The sequence below is a fragment of the Pseudomonas sp. EMN2 genome, assembly GCF_009650555.1.
In the GTDB taxonomy this organism is placed as follows: domain Bacteria; phylum Pseudomonadota; class Gammaproteobacteria; order Pseudomonadales; family Pseudomonadaceae; genus Aquipseudomonas; species Aquipseudomonas sichuanensis.
Genome location: NZ_VZZR01000072.1, coordinates 16,801 through 34,212 on the forward strand (window position 1 = coordinate 16,801; position 17,412 = coordinate 34,212).

9 protein-coding genes are annotated in these 17,412 nt (G+C 65.8%); 1 reads left to right on the forward strand and 8 read right to left on the reverse strand.

Going from position 1 to position 17,412, the window contains the following annotated elements:
- Positions 1 to 102 precede the first annotated feature (102 nt).
- A complete protein-coding gene (locus tag F6X61_RS20235) occupies positions 103 to 1,731 on the reverse strand; it encodes a methyl-accepting chemotaxis protein (protein WP_371923736.1) in 1,629 nt (542 codons plus the stop codon).
- Between the two features lie 97 nt (positions 1,732 to 1,828).
- Complete coding sequence (locus tag F6X61_RS20240) at positions 1,829 to 2,233, reverse strand: TraR/DksA family transcriptional regulator (RefSeq protein ID WP_110994572.1); 405 nt, start codon at positions 2,231 to 2,233, stop codon at positions 1,829 to 1,831.
- Between the two features lie 1,101 nt (positions 2,234 to 3,334).
- On the opposite strand from F6X61_RS20240, the gene F6X61_RS20245 reads away from it, so the two are divergent.
- Positions 3,335 to 7,123: a DUF6543 domain-containing protein gene (locus F6X61_RS20245; protein ID WP_153788136.1), complete on the forward strand. Its 3,789-nt coding sequence runs from the start codon at positions 3,335 to 3,337 to the stop codon at positions 7,121 to 7,123.
- A gap of 34 nt (positions 7,124 to 7,157) precedes the next feature.
- On the opposite strand, the gene F6X61_RS20250 is transcribed toward F6X61_RS20245, so the two are convergent.
- From F6X61_RS20250 to F6X61_RS20275, 6 genes are all read right to left on the reverse strand, one after another.
- Positions 7,158 to 7,931: an enoyl-CoA hydratase gene (locus F6X61_RS20250; protein WP_153788137.1), complete on the reverse strand. Its 774-nt coding sequence runs from the start codon at positions 7,929 to 7,931 to the stop codon at positions 7,158 to 7,160.
- 13 nt (positions 7,932 to 7,944) lie between these two features.
- Positions 7,945 to 9,072, reverse strand: coding sequence for an acyl-CoA dehydrogenase (locus F6X61_RS20255; RefSeq protein ID WP_153788138.1), 1,128 nt, complete (start codon positions 9,070 to 9,072; stop codon positions 7,945 to 7,947).
- Between the two features lie 8 nt (positions 9,073 to 9,080).
- Complete coding sequence (locus F6X61_RS20260; RefSeq protein WP_153788139.1) at positions 9,081 to 10,274, reverse strand: acetyl-CoA C-acyltransferase; 1,194 nt, start codon at positions 10,272 to 10,274, stop codon at positions 9,081 to 9,083.
- A 12-nt stretch (positions 10,275 to 10,286) separates the two neighbouring features.
- Positions 10,287 to 11,054 carry an SDR family NAD(P)-dependent oxidoreductase gene (locus F6X61_RS20265; RefSeq protein ID WP_153788140.1) on the reverse strand — a complete coding sequence of 256 codons (768 nt, stop codon included), beginning with the start codon at positions 11,052 to 11,054 and terminating at the stop codon, positions 10,287 to 10,289.
- A 12-nt stretch (positions 11,055 to 11,066) separates the two neighbouring features.
- On the reverse strand, positions 11,067 to 12,713 hold the full coding sequence (locus F6X61_RS20270; protein ID WP_153788141.1) for an AMP-binding protein: 1,647 nt from the start codon (positions 12,711 to 12,713) through the stop codon (positions 11,067 to 11,069).
- Positions 12,714 to 12,837: 124 nt separating this feature from the next.
- Positions 12,838 to 17,334 carry an NEL-type E3 ubiquitin ligase domain-containing protein gene (locus F6X61_RS20275; RefSeq protein ID WP_153788142.1) on the reverse strand — a complete coding sequence of 1,499 codons (4,497 nt, stop codon included), beginning with the start codon at positions 17,332 to 17,334 and terminating at the stop codon, positions 12,838 to 12,840.
- Between the last annotated feature and the right edge of the window lie 78 nt (positions 17,335 to 17,412).

The window sequence follows — 17,412 nt, forward strand, 5'->3', positions numbered from 1 at the left end:
ATTTAATTAGCAACCTAACGATATGACCATGATACGTCCTGCTGGCTCCAGGAAAAAGCCCATGCAGGTAGAGCTGTGTTGCATCAAAGGCAACAAATCGGCTCAATCAAGCCCGGGTTCGGGGCGGTAGCCCAGGCGCAGGCCCCCCCAGTGGCGCCCCTTGACGTAGATCGGCACCGACAGGTCATGCATCAGCTCACCGGTGTCGCGGGTATAGGTCTGCAGCAATACCCGCTGCTGATGGCTGCCGCAGCGGATGCCGGTCCGGTCGTCGAAGGTACGCTTGCTGCGGTTATGCGCCGTGTCCTGTACCGGGTCGCCGGTCAGTGGCTGATTGAAGGCGTTGTTGTGGGTCGGTACATAGCCCTGCTGGGTACAGGCGATGGCATAGACCAGCCCCTCATGCAGCAGCAGCGGTTCCTGGATCTGCGGCAATACCGTGTCGGTGTAGTGGTCGAAGCGCGTGCTGAAACGTGGCGGCTGCATGCCGGCAATCGGCCGGTACTGGCGGTCGAACAAATCCTCCAGCGTCACCCGCCCCTGATCGATGTCAGCCTCGAAACGTTCGCCAATATGCCGTGCCCCACCTTGCGCCAGCTCGAACACCCGTTGGTGATAGGCGTCCAGCCCGACCTCGGCCAGGCGCTCGCTAAGGTGCTCGACCTGCCCTTCCATCTGCACCGCGGCCTGGGCCAGGCGCCGTGTTTGCTGGTCGCTCACCGCCAGGTCGCTGCGCACCTGCGCCACCGCCTGGAACAGGGTGTCAAGCTGGGTACGATTGGTCTGGGTGCCCGCGGCAATGGCGCCGACCTGCCCTTCAACGCTGGCGGCCAGGCCGGCGATCTGCGCCAGTTGCCCGCCGGTCTGCTCCACCTGCGCCACACCACTGCCCAGGTCATCGGCCAACGCACGGATCTGCGTGACCACCTGGGCGGTGCGTTCCTGGATATCGGCCACCATCTGCCCCACGTCCTGGGTGGCGGTGGCGGTACGCCCGGCCAGGCCGCGCACTTCATCGGCGACCACGGCAAAACCGCGGCCGTGCTCACCCGCCCGCGCCGCCTCGATGGCGGCGTTGAGCGCCAGCAGGTTGGTCTGGCTGGCGATGGCCTGGATCACCAGAGTCACCCGGGCAATGTCCTCGCTGCGCAGGTGCAGCGCCTCGATCAGCTCGCGGCTGGCGGTGGCGCGCTGGCTCAGGTCGTGCATGCACTGGATCGACTCGGCCAGCACCGCGCTGCCGGCGACACTGCTGCCATGGGCCGAGCGCGCGGCTTCCAGGGCCTGGTGGCTGAGCTGGGCACTGGCCTGTTCGGTGGCGATCATGATCTCGGCGCTGCCGACGATCTCCTCGGCGGCGCCCAGCTGCGACTGCACCCGCGCAGCCAGCTGCTGCACCGAGTAAGCCACCGCCGCAGCCGACAGCGCATTGTGGCTGGTGCCCCGGGCCAGTTGCGCAATCAGGTCATTGTCCTGCGCAGCCGCCTGCACCTGCGTCGTCACCGGTGCCCGCCGCAGATGCGGCAGCCACAGCACCAGCAGCGCCGACGGCAAGGCCAGGTACAGCGCCAGCCCGGCGTAAGCCTGGGCCGTCAGCAGCGCGCACAGTACGCCACCCTGCAGCAAGGCGATGGCAACAGCCAGCCGAGTTCCTTCTCGCATCATCTTCGTGGTCCGTCCGCGTGTCGTTATTGTGACGCCATTAAACGCCACCATAACGCCACTATCCATAGTCCCTTGGATGTATGACGATCACGCTTGATGCAAGGCAAGAAAACACAAAGGCCCCAGGGATCGCTCCGTGGGGCCTTGCGCAGTGCGCCGAGTGTCAGATCTGCCGCTGGTGGCGGTCGAGCTGCTCGTGACGCTCCTGGGCTTCGATGCAGTACTTGGTGGTCGGGCTGATCAGCAGGCGCTTGAGGCCGATTGGCTCGCCGCTGTCGTCGCACCAGCCGAAGCTGTCGTCACCGATACGGTCCAGGGCCATCTCCAGCTGCGGCAGCAGGCGCTGATCGCGGTCGATGGCGTTGACCAGCCAAGTGCGCTCTTCCTCGACCGAAGCCACGTCAGCCGGATCCGACGGGGTATCCAGGCCTTCGATGGCAGTGCGGTTGAGTTCGATGCGCTCATGCGTCTCGACTTTCATCGCTTGCAGCAGCTTGGTAAAGAACACCAGTTGGTCGGCATTCATGTAGTCATCGGCCGACATGGCCAGCAACTGTTCCTTGGTCATCGATTTCTCTATGAAAAAATGTGCATTTGGGCGATTCGAGTGCCGCCGATGATGGCTCATCGGCAGCGGAATTCTTCAAGCGCCAACCGGCACTCTTTTACAGGGGGCGGAAGTCTAAGGTGCCAAGCGGCAAGGGGCAACAGAAATGACGGCGGATTTGACCGAAACACCGAGGAATCCGCCCATTGGTGCCGTGTTTTTTATGGCTGGCGCCGCTGCGGCGCTCGATTACGCAATATGCCGCAACAAATGCCGGCGCGCGCCCCCATGAATGCCGCCTGCGCTCGAACAGGGTGGCAAACCAATACCACCTGGCCCTTGCCAACCCGCGGCCAACTGTGTGTTACATCATCAAGGAGCACACTTAATGGATCTGCACCAACGGATCGTTGCACTGAGCACGCTGGACTGCGCCGTCGCCCGCCGCTTCCAGGACCGCCCCGTGTTGCACGCGGTTGCTGGCCGTCTGCTGGTCGAGCAATGGCAGCAACGCCAGCTCGGTCATGGCCACGACCCCCTTGCCCTCTACCTGATCAGCCGACCTGTGCGTGGCGCCAATGCCTGGATAAGGCCGCTGTCGATGGTATTGATCGAGCGCTTCTGCCGGCGCGCAACGCTCAATCTGACCGAAGGCGAGGACTTCATCAGCAGCCACCCACTCGACGATCCGGCTCATGCGCTGGATATCGACCTGCATCCGGTCGAGCTATTGATCAACGAATGTGGGCCGTTCGTCGTCGAACGCCACCGCGAGGAGCTGGTGCAGTACTGGAGCACATTCGACAGCAGCGGACAGACGCCCTGGCAGTGGTACGCCCGTTACCTGGAACAGCAGCTCGGCCATGCCATCGACAGTCGCAAGGACGATGGCCGCCTGACCAGCAGCGGGATAGATCTCGCCAACCAACTGCGCAACGTGCCCGGCGAGGCCGGACAGCACAACAGCTCGACCATCACCCACCTGCAGACCGACCTGTCGGACAACGGCAAGATCGACCTCGATCTGGGCAGCGCCCTGTTGCTCGAACACGGCGGCGACACACCGGTCACCCTGCTCTACACCCTGGTCGGCAAGCTCCTGGCCTTCCCTCGCGGCGGGCGATGCTCGATATCATCGCTCGCCTGTGGCCCGAGAGCCCGATACCGGGCCCGCACAAGGTTCAGCTCGCGCCCACCGCCGACGTCCCCTTCGAAATCCAGGCGCTGGGCCTGTTGCACCAGCAGTTGCAAGTACTGCACAGCCGCTCGCAACAGTACTTCAGCCAAGGCCATGCCTTGGCGCTCAGCCACAACCTGGATCGCCTGACCTCGATGGTAGAGCTGTGCAACCGCGACGAGCGCAGGCAGCGCAAGACCCTCGCCCAGCGCCTGCCGGACTGGCTGCAGAACGCCTCCGACGGCAACCAGTTGCACTATGCGCGCATGCTGGTCGACGTCGCGCAAGGCTACAAGGATGCCCAGGGCAGGTTCTGGCTCGACGGCATCGATACCGCCCAGGCGTATGCCAATCGGCAGCTGGCCCTGCGCCTGAACACCGACCACCCCGACAACAACATCGACCCGCAGGCCATCCGGGTGGTCAACCTGCAGACCCACGCCGGCGCCTTGGCCGGCCAGGACAACCTGATAATCACCGGCACCCCCCACCGGGTCGAGTTCAGCCTGGCCGACCTGGCCATCGGCAACCTCGGCCTGCTCAAGCCCGGGCGCGTGGAGCTGAGCGCCAGCGATGGCGCCTCCCTGCCAGCTTGGCTGAGCCGCAGCTACATTGAGCGGATCGTCAGCGAGCTGGACATCGGCAGCAGCTACCCGGCCATGTTGCGCGACAAGTTGCTCGATGACGCGGCAGGCAAGCGGGAGCGCCAGGCACTGCTCGGCGCCCAGCTGCGCAACCAGCTGCCGGCGCTGGCCATGGAGCTGCACCTGCGTGACCAAGGTATCAGCAAGGACTGCGTCGAGCGGGTAGGCGACATCTTCACGCCCGCCGTCGAGGACGACGCCGACCACTGGGTTTTGCGCCCCCTGGGACTGCTCCGGCGCACAGACGCAGCCCCCGACATGCTGCTCAACACCTGGTTGATCGAAGCGGCAAGCCCCGAGAAAGGCCCCTGCCTGCTCTACCGTCCGCTGCATGCCCAACCGCTGCAACAATTCGACGATCGACTGGCACTGCTGGTGGCGATGGGCACGCCTGGCGAGCTGCAGGACGACCTGCTGGCCCGTCTGCCCGCCGAGGCACGCCGAGTCTACGACCATGGAGGGATCACCGAGCCGCACCTGTTCTACCCGCTGGACGATACCTTCGCCGTACCCTTCGGCCGCCCTGCGCCGGCCTCGCTGAACGTCGCCCCCGCCGTCGTCGACATTGGCCAGGCCATCTACCTGGCGAGCGTCGAGGAATCGATCCAGCGCTTCGCGGCCCATTCGGCAACCACCGCCGAAACCCGCTGGAACAGCCGCCTGCAACTAGGCTGGCTACTGTTCAACACTGTGCTGCCACTGGCCGGGAGCACCTTGGGTAAAGTGGCATGGCTGGCCCAGATGGAGATCGCCCTCGCCCAGCTCTTCGAATCCGACAGTACCCGCGACCCCAGCGGGCATCGCCTGGCCATGGTCAACCTGCTGGTGAATATTGCCCTGCTGCTGCTTTCCCACACCGCCTTGCAGTCGCGGCTCGAGGAAGGCCAGGAAGCCTCGCTGCCGGCCCAGTCGACACCCATACCGATGGCACCGTTGGTCGAGATCGACACGCCCGAGACCACCCTGAACTTCCACTGGTCGCACGCCAGCCGCAGCCTTAGCGCCACGCAACGCGCCACCTTGACCCAGCTGCGTGGCAAAGAGCCGCTGCATACCCTCGGCACCCCGATTCCGTATGGCCCGCTGGCCGGCCTGTACCTGGCACGGGACAAGTTCTGGGTACAGCTCGAGGGCGCGGTCTATCGCGTGGTGCTGGATGATTCCACCGAACAGCCACGGATTGTCAGCGACACCGCCGAGGAGATACTCGGGCCATGGCTCATGCGTGACGAAGCGGGACGCTGGCAGCTCGACCTGCGCCTGCGCCTGCTCGGCGGCATGCCATCGGGGTCACGTATCGCCAGACTGCGCGAAGAAAAGAAGCAGACCCTCGCCACCCTGGACGAAAGCATCGGCCAGGCGACCCGAGAGGGTCTCGAGCAACTGCGGGCCATCAATGCCAGCGCCCGAACCTTGAGCGACGACAGCGACCCTGAGGTGCTGCAAAGCTACCTGCAAAGCTGTCAGCGTGTATCCGCGCATTGGGCGCTGCAGTTGCAGCGCCTTAACCAGTACAACGCCCTGCAGCCTCGGCCCAACTTCAAGATCGAGCGTGCCAACGCCCTGTCCCAGCGCACATTCAGCGAGCGCCTCGTCAACCTGACGCTGCACCGCCTGTACGCCCCCGCGCGCACGCAACTGGCACGGTTTCTCGAAGAACACCAGGCGCACATGTCGCCGACAGACCTGAACATCTACAGCACGCGCCTGGCCAGCCTGTCGCCCCTGATCGACCAGATGGTGGCCAACGCCGATGCCATGCATGAGCTGCATCAGGAAATGAACAAGTTGACCAACCGCGGCCAGGACAGCATCCAGGCCATGTTCGATCGAATCAACCAGTCATGGCCGAGCCCCGAGTACCGGATCAACAGTCGCTACCGGCGCCTGGAGAATCGGTTCAACCGCCTGTTCGTGCTGCACCCGTTCAAGGATGGCGAGCTCAGGCCCCGAGGTTTCTGGCTCAAGCGCGCCAACGCCAACGTTGCCCTGGTCGTAGCCCAGCTCAAGCGCCTGGCCAGCCTCGATCAGCCCAGCGACGAGCTTGCCTCGCGCTTGCTCAGGGCCATCGGCGAGCTGCTCAACCAGGCCAGGCGACAACTGGGTAACTTCAAGGCACTGGCCCAGGACGAAGACTCGCTCCCGCTGCTGACGCTGATCGATGAAGACCTGGACTACCTCCAGGCAAAAGTGCACCTGGAACTGAGCGAGTACCCGGCTTACCCCGCCACCACCACCTTGTCGCAATTGCGTCAGCGGACACCGGGCCTGATCGAGACCAGCGAACACGGCTTGCTGCTCGGGGTGCCCCACGAGGGCGACGCCTCGATCATCGACATACCCGAGGCTGACGGCCAGGGCAGCACACGGTCCTATCGCCAGGAACAGGACGGTTGGGTCGAGATCCCACCCGCGCCATCCCCGCAAAAACCCAATGGCGACAGCTTGAAGAAACTGCTCAAGGCCAGCGACAAGCTGATGTCCCGCGCCCGCGCCGAACTCACGCAGTTGCAAGGCACCCGCAGCGACAGTTACCTGCCCGTGGAAATCCACGACCTGCTGAGCAGCCAGCAACAGCGCTTGATAGAGCAGGCGGATGCCATCGAGCGGCACTTGACCGCCGACAACCAGAGTGACGAAGCCGCCGGCGATCGGGACGCGGCGCAGGTCACCAAGGCTCTGAACGACCTGAGCCTGAGCCTGGGCGACCAAGCCAGGAGCCTGCGTATCCAGGCCGCCTTGCGCCAGCGGCCAAGGATGGGCGAGGTGCAATTCCTGGTGGACAGCGGCGAGGCGACAATCCATGCCATCGGCAACCGCACGCTGTTGGCGAAAGTAAAGGGACGCCCGGCCGACTACCTGGACGAATACAGCATCCGCCACCAGGGGCAGGATCTCTGGTACGCCCACTTCCACTACCCGGCGCTGGACACCCCGCGCGAGCAGTTTCTCGCCGGCCACCTGAAAACGGTCAGCCAACGCCATGCACGGGGCCAGAGCGTGCCAGACCCAGCCAGCGGCCGCGCTGTGGAGGTCTACCGCGCCCCCGTGTCCGTAGCCGCTGCGACCAGGTACTTCTTCAACCGCTGAAAAAAGGCGGGGCGCCCAGCAGAGCGCCCTGCCCTCAACGGTCCTTGAACTGCGCCTCGCGCTTGGCAATGAACGCCGCCATGCCTTCCTTCTGGTCCTCGGTGGCGAACGCCGCATGGAACACCCGGCGCTCGAAACGCACGCCCTCGCTCAGGGTCACTTCGAAGGCGCGGTTGACGCTCTCCTTGACCATCATGCTGACCGGGATCGACTTGCTGGCAATGGTCGCGGCCACCTTCAGCGCCTCCTCCAGCAACTCGGCCTGCGGCACGATGCGCGCCACCAGGCCCGCACGTTCGGCTTCCTCGGCCCCCATCAGGCGGCCGGTCAGGCACAGCTCCATGGCCTTGGCCTTGCCCACCGCGCGGGTCAGGCGCTGGGTGCCGCCCATGCCCGGCAACACGCCGAGGTTGATTTCCGGCTGGCCGAACTTGGCGTTGTCGGCGGCCAGGATGAAATCACACATCATCGCCAGCTCGCAGCCACCGCCCAGGGCGAAGCCGGACACCGCGGCGATGATCGGCTTGCGCCGGTTGGCGACGCGGTCGGCGTCGCTGAACAGGTCTTCGACGTAGATCTGCGGGTACTTCAGGTCGGCCATTTCCTTGATGTCGGCGCCGGCGGCGAAGGCCTTGGCGGAGCCGGTGAGCACCACGCAGCCGATGTTCGGGTCACGCTCGAGCTGGTCCAGGGCCTGGTTGATCTCGCCGACGATCTGCGCGTTCAGGGCGTTGAGCGCCTGCGGGCGGTTGAGGGTGATCAGGCCGACCTTGCCATGGATGTCCAACAGGATGGTTTCGAATGCCATGCAGACTGCTCCTTCAAAGATTGCGCGCAATGACCATGCGCTGAATGTCGCTGGTGCCTTCGTAGATCTGGCAGACCCGCACATCGCGGTAGATGCGCTCCAGCGGGAAGTCGCTCAGATAGCCATAACCACCGAGCGTCTGCAAGGCATCCGAACAGACCTTTTCGGCCATTTCCGAGGCGAAAAGCTTGGCCATCGAAGCTTCCACCAGCGCCGGGCGCCCGGCATCGCGCAGGGCAGCGGCATGCAGCACCATCTGCCGGGCCACGGCGATTTTCGTCGCCATGTCGGCCAGGCGGAAGGCCACGGCCTGGTGCTCGATCAGCGGCTTGCCGAAGCTCTGGCGTTCGTTGGCGTAGTCGCGGGCCACCTCGAAGGCGGCGCGGGCCATGCCCACCGCCTGCGAGGCGATGCCGATGCGCCCGCCCTCGAGGTTGGCGAGGGCGATCTTGTAGCCCTGCCCTTCTTCGCCCAGGCGGTTGGCCACCGGCACCCGCACATTGTCGAAGACGATCTGGCAGGTGTCGGAGGCGTGCTGGCCGAGTTTGTCCTCGACCCGCGCCACCTGGTAGCCGGGGGCATCGGTGGGGACGATGAAGGCGCTGATGCCACGCTTGCCGGCGTCAGGGTCGGTGACGGCGAAGACGATCACCACCCCGGCGTTCTGCCCGGAGGTGATGAACTGCTTGCTGCCGTTGAGCACGTAGTGGTCGCCCTCCAGGCGCGCGCGGGTTTTCAGGCTGCTGGCGTCGGAGCCGGCCTGGGGTTCGGTCAGGGCGAACGCGCCCAGCATCGCACCCGTGGCCAGCGGCATGAGGAACTGCTGCTTTTGCGCCTCGCTGCCGAACTTGAGGATCGGCACGCAACCCACCGAGTTGTGCACGCTCATGATGGTCGAGCAGGCACCGTCACCTGCGGCGATTTCTTCCAGGGCCATGGCGTAGGCCACATAGCCCGTATCGCTACCACCGTACTGCTCCGGCACCAGCATGCCGAACAGGCCAAGCTCGGCCATTTCCTCGATCGCCTCCTTGGGGAAGCGATGCTCCTTGTCCCATTGCTCGGCGAACGGTTTCAAGCGCTCCTGGGCGAAAGCACGCACGGCGTCGGCGATCTGTTGTTGCTCGTCAGTTACCAACATGGCTCACCTCAGTACAGGCATTCGACGGCCATGGCCGTGGCCTCGCCACCGCCGATGCAGATGGCCGCCACGCCACGGCGCAGGTTGTTCTGGCGCAGAGCCGACAACAGGGTCACCAGGATGCGTGCGCCCGAAGCGCCGATCGGGTGGCCCAGGGCACAGGCGCCGCCGTGGATGTTGACCTTGTCGTGGGGCAGGTCGAGGTGCTTCATGGCGGCCAGGGTGACCACGGCGAAGGCCTCGTTGATCTCGAACAGGTCAACCTCCGCCAGGTCCCAGCCGGTGCGTTTCATCAGCTTGTCGATGGCGCCGATGGGGGCGGTGGGGAACAGCGCCGGGGTGTCGGCGAAAGCCGCGTGACCGTGGATCACCGCCAGCGGCTTGAGGCCGCGTTTCTCGGCCTCCGAGCGACGCATCAGCACCATGGCCGCGGCGCCGTCGGAGATCGAGCTTGAGTTGGCAGCGGTCACGCTGCCGCCTTCGCGGAAGGCCGGCTTGAGCTGCGGGATCTTGTCTAGGCGCGCCTTGGGCGGCTGTTCGTCATCCTTGATGATGCGTTTTTCCCTGCCCTCGGTGACTTCCACCGGCACGATCTCGGCAGCGAAGCGGCCGTTGTTGATGGCGTCCTGCGCCCGGGTCAGCGAGGCGATGGCGAAGTTGTCCTGTGCCTCGCGGCTGAATGCGCCGTTCTGCGCGCAGTCCTCGGCGAAGGTGCCCATCAGCCGGCCCTTGTCGTAGGCGTCTTCCAGGCCGTCCATGAACATGTGGTCGATGATCTTGCCGTGGCCCATGCGGTAGCCGCCACGGGCCTTGTCCAGCAGGTAGGGCGCATTGGTCATGCTCTCCATGCCACCGGCGACGATCACCTCGGCGCTGCCGGCCAGCAGTTGGTCATGGGCCAGGATCGCCGCCTGCATGCCCGAGCCGCACATCTTGTTCAGGGTGGTGCAGGTGGTGTGCTTGTCCAGGCCGGCGCCCAGGGCGGCCTGGCGTGCCGGGGCCTGGCCTTGCCCGGCGGGCAGCACGCAGCCGAACAACACCTCCTGGACACTGGCGGCATCGATACCGGCGCGCTCCACGGCGGCGCGGATCGCCGCGCTGCCCAGCTGCGCCGCGGTCAGGCTCTTGAGGTCGCCCTGCAGGCCGCCCATGGGCGTGCGCACGGCGCTGACGATTACGATCGGGTCATTGGCGAGGGTCATGTTCATTGCTCCTTATTTGGCAGCCATGCGCAGCGCGCCGTCGAGGCGGATCACCTCGCCGTTGAGCATGCTGTTCTCGATGATGTGGCGGGCCAGCGCGGCGTATTCCTGCGGGCGGCCCAGGCGCGGCGGGAATGGCACCCCGGCAGCCAGGGACGCGCGCACTTCCTCGCTCATGCCGGCCATCATCGGGGTTTCGAAGATGCCCGGGGCGATGGTCATCACGCGGATGCCAAAGCGCGCCAGTTCACGGGCAGCCGGCAGGGTCAGGCTGGCGATCGCGCCTTTGGACGCGGCATAGGCGGCCTGGCCGATCTGGCCGTCGTAGGCGGCAATCGAGGCGGTGTTGATGATCACCCCACGCTCACCGCCTTCGTCGGCCTGGCCCTCGGCCATGGCCGCGGCAGCCAGGCGCAGCAGGTTGAAGCTGCCGATCAGGTTGACGTTGATGACCTTGGCGAAGCTGCCCAGGGTGTGGGGGCCGTTCTTGCCCAGCACTTTCTCGGCGCCGACGATGCCCGCGCAGTTGACCAGCCCGTGCAGGCTGCCGAAAGCGCTGACGGCAGCCTCGACCGCCGCCTGGGCGGCCTGCTCGTCGCTGATGTCGGCCACCGCGAAGCGGGCGTTGTCGCCCAGCTCACGAGCCTTGGTCTCGACGGCGGCGGCGTTCAGGTCGACCAGCATCACTTTGGCGCCGGCTTCGATGAGCATCTGCGCGGTGGCGGCGCCCAGGCCCGAGGCCGCGCCGCTGACGATGAAGTGCTTGTTCTGGATATGCATGTCGGGTTTCCTTCAGGCGCCCGCAGCGATCGGCTGCGCGGCTTGTTGTTTGGCGATTTCCTGGTTGCGCAGGATGAAGCGTTGCAGCTTGCCGCTCGGGGTCTTGGGCAGCTCGCCGACGAATTCGATTTCACGCGGGTAGGCGTGGGCGTACAGACGTTGGCGCACATGCTGGCGTAGGGTGTCTTCCAGCTCCGGGCCGGCATCGAAGCCCTTGGCCAGCACCACGAACGCCTTGATCAGCTCGGTGCGCTCGGGGTCGGGCTTGCCGATCACCGCAGCTTCAATCACCGCCGGGTGTTCGATCAGCGCGCTCTCCACGTCGAACGGGCCGACTCGGTAACCGGAGGTGGTAATCACATCGTCGCTGCGGCCGACGAAACTGATGCTGCCGTCCTGGTTGAGCTCGACGGTGTCGCCGGACAGGTAGTACTTGCCGACGAATGCCTTGGTCGGCAAGCCGTGATAGCCGGCGAACCAGCACAGCGGCGACTGCTCGCGGTCCACCGCGAGGATGCCTGGCTGGCCGGCGGGCAGCTCAACGCCCTGCTCGTCCAGCACCACGATGCGGTGGCCGGGGATGGCGAAGCCAGCCGACCCCAGGTGCACCGGGTGCTCCAGCGCGTGGTGATTGCACAGCACCATGCCCAGTTCGGTCTGGCCGTAATGGTCGTGAATGGTCACGCCCAGCTCGTCGGCGAACCAGCGGATCACTTCCGGATTGAGCGGCTCGCCGGCGCTGCTGACCACCCGCAGGCGGCCCTTGATCGGGTCGGCGAACGCCTTGCCCGCCGCAATCAGCAGGCGGTACGCGGTGGGCGAGCCGGCGAGGTTGGTGATACCAAGCTTGTCGATGAGCCGCGCACAGCTTTCGACGCTGAACGGCCCATCGTAGAAGGTGGTGGCATGGCCGAGCGACAGCGGGCCAGTGACGGCGTAATACAGGCCATAGGCCCAGCCTGGGTCGGCCAGGTTCCAGAAATTGTCGCTGGGGCGCAAGTCGATGGCGTCGCGCATGTAGCCCTGGAACGCGACGATGGCCCGCAGCGGCACCTCCAGCGGTTTCGCCGGGCCGGTGGTGCCCGAGGTGAACATCAGCAGGAAAGGGTCGTCGCCGCTGCGCATCACCGGCTCGCAGAAGCTTTGCGTCGCCGCCAGCGCCTCATGAAAATCCACCTCGCCGGCGCGCGCGCCGACGGTGATGAGCGTCGGGCAGTCCGCCACTTCGTCCAGCTTGGCGCGGTTGAGGCGATCGGTGACCACCACGCGGGCGTGGGACTGCTCAAGGCGATGCTCGATGGCCTTGGGCCCGAACGCGGTGAACAGTGGTTGGTAGACCGCGCCAAGGCGCCAGGTGGCCAGCACGGTCACCAGCAGCTCCGGGGTACGCGGCAGCAGCCCGGCGACCCGGTCCCCGGGCACCACGCCCTGGGCCTTGAGCACATTGGCAAAGCGTGCGGCCAGATCACGCAACTGGTCGAAGCTGTAGCGCGCGCCGTTGCCGTCGCGGTCTTCCCAGATCAGCGCGGGCCGCTCGCTGCCAGTGTGGCGGTCACAGCATTCGACACAAGCATTGAGGGCAGCGAGGTCGCCATGCAGCGCCGCGCTGGCGGCCTGGGCATGGTCGAACGAACGAATGGCCTCGGCGTAATCGCGCATCGTCGGACTCCTGGTTTTTTGTTGTTGGAGTGGCACCATCGGTCCGACGATGTTCGCGCCGCCCCGGCAAGGCGGCAATGGCCAAAGCTGTCAATCTGGATGACCGGTTTGGCCGCAGCCAGACTCAACCGTGGCCGCGCTCCCAGCCCAGCAGGAACTCGCGGCTCAACTGCAGCATCAGCGCCTGCACATCCGATGCCTTTTCGATCCGCAAGGTGTCCAGGTTCAACGCGAATGCCTCGCTGGTCAGCTCCGCGCGGCGCTGCTCGAGCACCGCTTCGCGGGCGGTGTAGACCTGGTCGAGCAACTCGAAGGCCTGGGGGCGGCTGCCTCGCAGGTAGCGTTGCCAGAACGTTCGCTGGCTCAGGTGTTCGGCCAGCCGGGCCGGAGTCTCTTCGTCGAGTATCCGCCGTCCCATCTCGTCCACTTGCGCATCGCTGACTTGCGCCACCTCGGCATAGAGCATGTGCCCGGGCTGGTAGGGCAGGCCCAGGCGCTGACGCAAGCGCACGCGGTAGGCCAGGTCCACCGCCACCTGGTCGACACGCCGACCGATGCTCAAGCGCCGGGTAATGTCGCGGCGAACCAGTAGATCTAGACACTCCAGACGGTACAGGCCACGCCCCAGGCTGAACAGCTGGGCGCCACGCTCGGCGCCGCCGGCGCCCTCGGCACGGGCGATCGCCGCCTGCACCATCAGCTCGCTGAAACGCCCGGCAACGCTGTTTTCGCAGGTCAGTGGCTGAGCGGCCCTGGCGAAGACGTCCTGGCGCAGTTCCGGTAGTTGCGCCAGGCTGTCGAGCAGCGCCGACACCTGCTCGCCCAGATGTACCTTGGCCTGGGCATGGTCGGCGGTGTATTCCAGGCGGCCCAGCAGTTCGAACAGCCCATCGCTGCCCGGCATCACCGCGAGGCGGTCCCATTGCGCGGCCTGCGCGGCGCTGTCGCCAGCACCTGCCAGCCACAGCGCGCGGGTTCGCGCCGGTTCCACCCGGTACGTCGGTTCAGGCGGGTGCAAGTGCTCCTGCATCTGGTCGAGGGCAAACAACGCCTGCACATCCGCCCTGCGCAGCGGATTGCCCTGCACCAGGTAGGCACGGCGATAGGCCAGCGGCATCTGCAACACCACCGCCGGGATGCTTTCGATCCGGTTGTTGCGCAAGTCGGCGCGCTCGAGGAAACCACACAGTTCGATCCTCTCCGGCCACGCAGTGAGCCGGCAGTCTCGCAGGTTCAGGACCTTGAGCTGCGGCAACTGGTGATAATGCATCACCAGCGTTCCGATGGGGTTGTAGCTCAAGTCGAGGTGTTCGAGCGTGGGCCGACCCGCCAGCGCTTCGACGGCGTCGAGATCGAGGCGGATGTTGTTGTGGGCCAGGCGCAACCTGCGCAGTGCCGGCAGGTAGTCGATACCCGGCGGGACACCGAGCAGGTTGTTGTTGCTCATGTTCAACTCGCGCAGCTCGCTGAAGCAGCGCAGGAAATCCACTGGCACCACCGAGACCGGTGTCTCGCACAGCGTCAATGCCACGATTCGAGAAAAATCCACCTGGGGCGGCAACGCGGGCAAGGTGTGCACGCGCAGGTTGCTCAGGTCCAGGCGCTGACCAAGGAGCTGGCCGTCCTCGCTCATCACCGGCTCGCCCTGCAGGCGCCAGGCCCGCCTAATACGCTCGGCGAAACGACGGCGCACGACCTTGGCGGCGTCACTGAGCTCGGCGCTGATCCAGCGTTCCAGATAGAGATCGAGCTGGGCATAGTCATCCTCGAGCTGCGTCAGCAACTGAAAGGCAGATCCCTCTTGCTGTAGCAGGCGCGCAAGCTCTTCATCCAGCTGCCGGTCATTGAGTCCTTGGTAGAGCGCGCGCAACCGACTGCGCAGGATCCCCCCCGGTGCGGCGGCGGGTTCGCCGCGACCACTGAGCGCATAACCCACCCGTCCGTCCGGCAGGCGCCGCCCTGGGTTGAACCACGCAGCTTCCTCACGCCAACCCAACAGCCGCAGGCGCCCGCGTGGCGTCGTGGGCAACTGGCGTTGCAACGCTTCACGCAGCTGGCGCGACGGATCATCGGCAGTCAGGCCCAGCCGGGCCTGCTCGGTGGGTGTCAGCAGCGCCACGATGGCCTGGAAAATGCCGCCGGGCGCTTCGACGGGCCGCTCCAGTTCACGTCCCTGGCTATCGAAGAGACGGAACCGGCCATGGCCGTACACCAGGGTCGTGCGGGTCTGAGGTGCGGCCTGAGGGTCAATGATGGCAATCAGGCGACCGCTTTCCGAACCTTGGCGCAGTTCGATGTTCACCGAACCCGGCCATTGCGGCAGGCGCGACAACAGGCTGAACACCAGTTCGCCACAGCCGTCACTGTAACTGCTGTCCAGAAACAGTCCTTCGACTGCCCGACTGAGGTTGGCCGACTGCAACAGCGAGCGAGCCTTGAGCGCCAAGCTCAGGGGCAGGCGCGATTCGGCTTCTGCCAAGGCCCGCTGTGGTGGCTCGGCCTGCTGTGCCAGGGTGTCGACATAAGCGTCGGGCAAGCCAGGGAAATCGCGTCGGATCACCGTTTGCAAGGCATCGTCCGGCGATTGCACGGCGCTCAGGTGCTTCAGCAAGGGGCCGCGCAACTCGGGCTCGCGAAGCAGTAGTATCTGCCGCAGCGCCTGCTCATCCAGCCCGGCAAACGCGGGCTGGCTCAGGCACCAGCCCTCGATGGCCGGGTCTTCAATCGATACCGTTTCACCGCGCAGGCTGGCGAAGAACCGCTCGATCCGCGCCTCGGCAGCGAAGCGTCGAACGGTGTCGCGCAAGTTGACCGGAGGGGTTCGGCCCTCCACCAGCAACCCGCGCAGTTCGTCGCCATCCATCCCGGCCACCTGCAGAACTTGCGCGGCCCGCCGGGCATCCAGCGGCTGCTCTTGCGGCCACAATCTGTCGAGCATGCGTGCGTTGTCGTCCCATTCGAGCGCACGCTCGTGGCTCAACCGCCATCCACGTCCACCATCGTGAAACACCGCCGGAGCAAACGCCTGTTGCCGGCGCGGGTGGCGCAGACGCCATGGCCCATGCGCCATGGGACGATGCACTTGGTAGTAGTGACCGTCGATCCGTAGCCAGCGCCGCGATCCGGCGCCGTGCATCCCGTCGTCCAGCAGCTGGGTGTCTTCGGGGTAGTCCCGATACACGCTCAGATCGCTGGACCACAGCCGATCACCGGCTTCTGCCCGGACCGGCTCCAGCCCGTCGACGAAGGCGCTGCGGGTGAAGCCCCGGGCGACGATGCCGGCACCGCCCGCCACCGCCGCGGCCACCGCAGTGGTCTCGGCCACGCCCAGCAGATGCTCCAACGCTTCATGCTGATGGCCGTGATACCAGTCGGCTGCCCCTTCATACACTTCGGACAGGACCTGCACCACCAACTGCCCAAGCAACAATTCGCCAACCCCGGGAATGAACAGGCCAGCCAGGTTGAGCAAGGTCCAGCCCGCCGTTTGCCAGGCGTCCAGTCGCGCCTTGGCCGCCGCGCGGTCGGCCTCGACGCTGGGTACCAGCAGGCGCCGGGCATCGTCCTTGATCCGGCGCACCTGTTGCTCGACCAGGCCGTTGAACACATCGCCCGCCGGGTCGCTGCGCGTCGGCTGCAGGTCGGGGGCCGGATCCTGCAGACGGCCGGCGAGCTGCCTCACGAAAGCGGCGCGCTCGTCCAGGCTGACCAACTGGCAGAAGTACTGAGCGAATCCCGGTTGGCGCAGCTCCTCGGCCAGCGCGCTGTTCAGGTGCGCCCATGACGTATATTTACGCAATGCCCGGCGCGGGTCGCTGGGCAGGTAGAGCATCAGCCCACGTTCTTCGCCCTGGTCAGCGCTGAACTCGACAATCAAGGCATCGGCGATCGAACGCCCCAGCACATTCAGCAGCCCGCGCCCATGGCGCAGCCCCAACGTGTCCAGTGCCTTATTGCTGTCGGCCACTTCGCTCAGGGCGATCTGCTCGAACGCCGTGATATCTCCCTTGAGCGCGGCGATCTCGATGGACAACCTGAGCCCGGCACGCTTGCCATCGCTGAGCAAGGCCAGGGTCGGCGGGTTGAAGACACGCTCGAGCAGTGCCTGGTAATGGCGGCCAGCATCCAGCTCACGGCAGTCGGCGACCAACCGCTGGGTATCACCGGACAACACCTGGAAGGTGCCCTGGGCCACCAGCCCGCTGCCGTCGAAGAACGAAGCGTCCTTAGGGAAGTTCTGCATCAGCCTCAGCAACCCTGCCTGGCGTCGATAGTGCGGGCCGTAGATGGGCCAGCCAGTGCCGGGCATCCGCTCGATGCGGGGTGTCACCTCCAGCCATTGCAGACGCTCGATGCCCTCGCCGGCTGGCAGGCGATCGACCAGCAGCGTGTTCATGCGCTCCTGGGCGAAGCGCTGCAATGGGATCAGCTCCACGGTGGCCGCGCGCAATCGGTCCAGTTGCTGGCGGTGGGCGTTGAATCGGTCACGCAGGCGGTTGATCTGCGCGGGTGAGGCCTGTCTCAGCCAGGCGGGCAACTGCGCACCGATCAAGTCATCGGTCGCATGGGTGATTTTCGCCAGGGCCGATGGCGCTTGGAGAAGGCTTTCAGAGGAAGTCATGGCAGTCCCTTGCTGGTTATGGAAGCCACCAGACTGCCGCCCGGCGGCGCGCGACAGCAGAGGGAAAGACACGCCGAT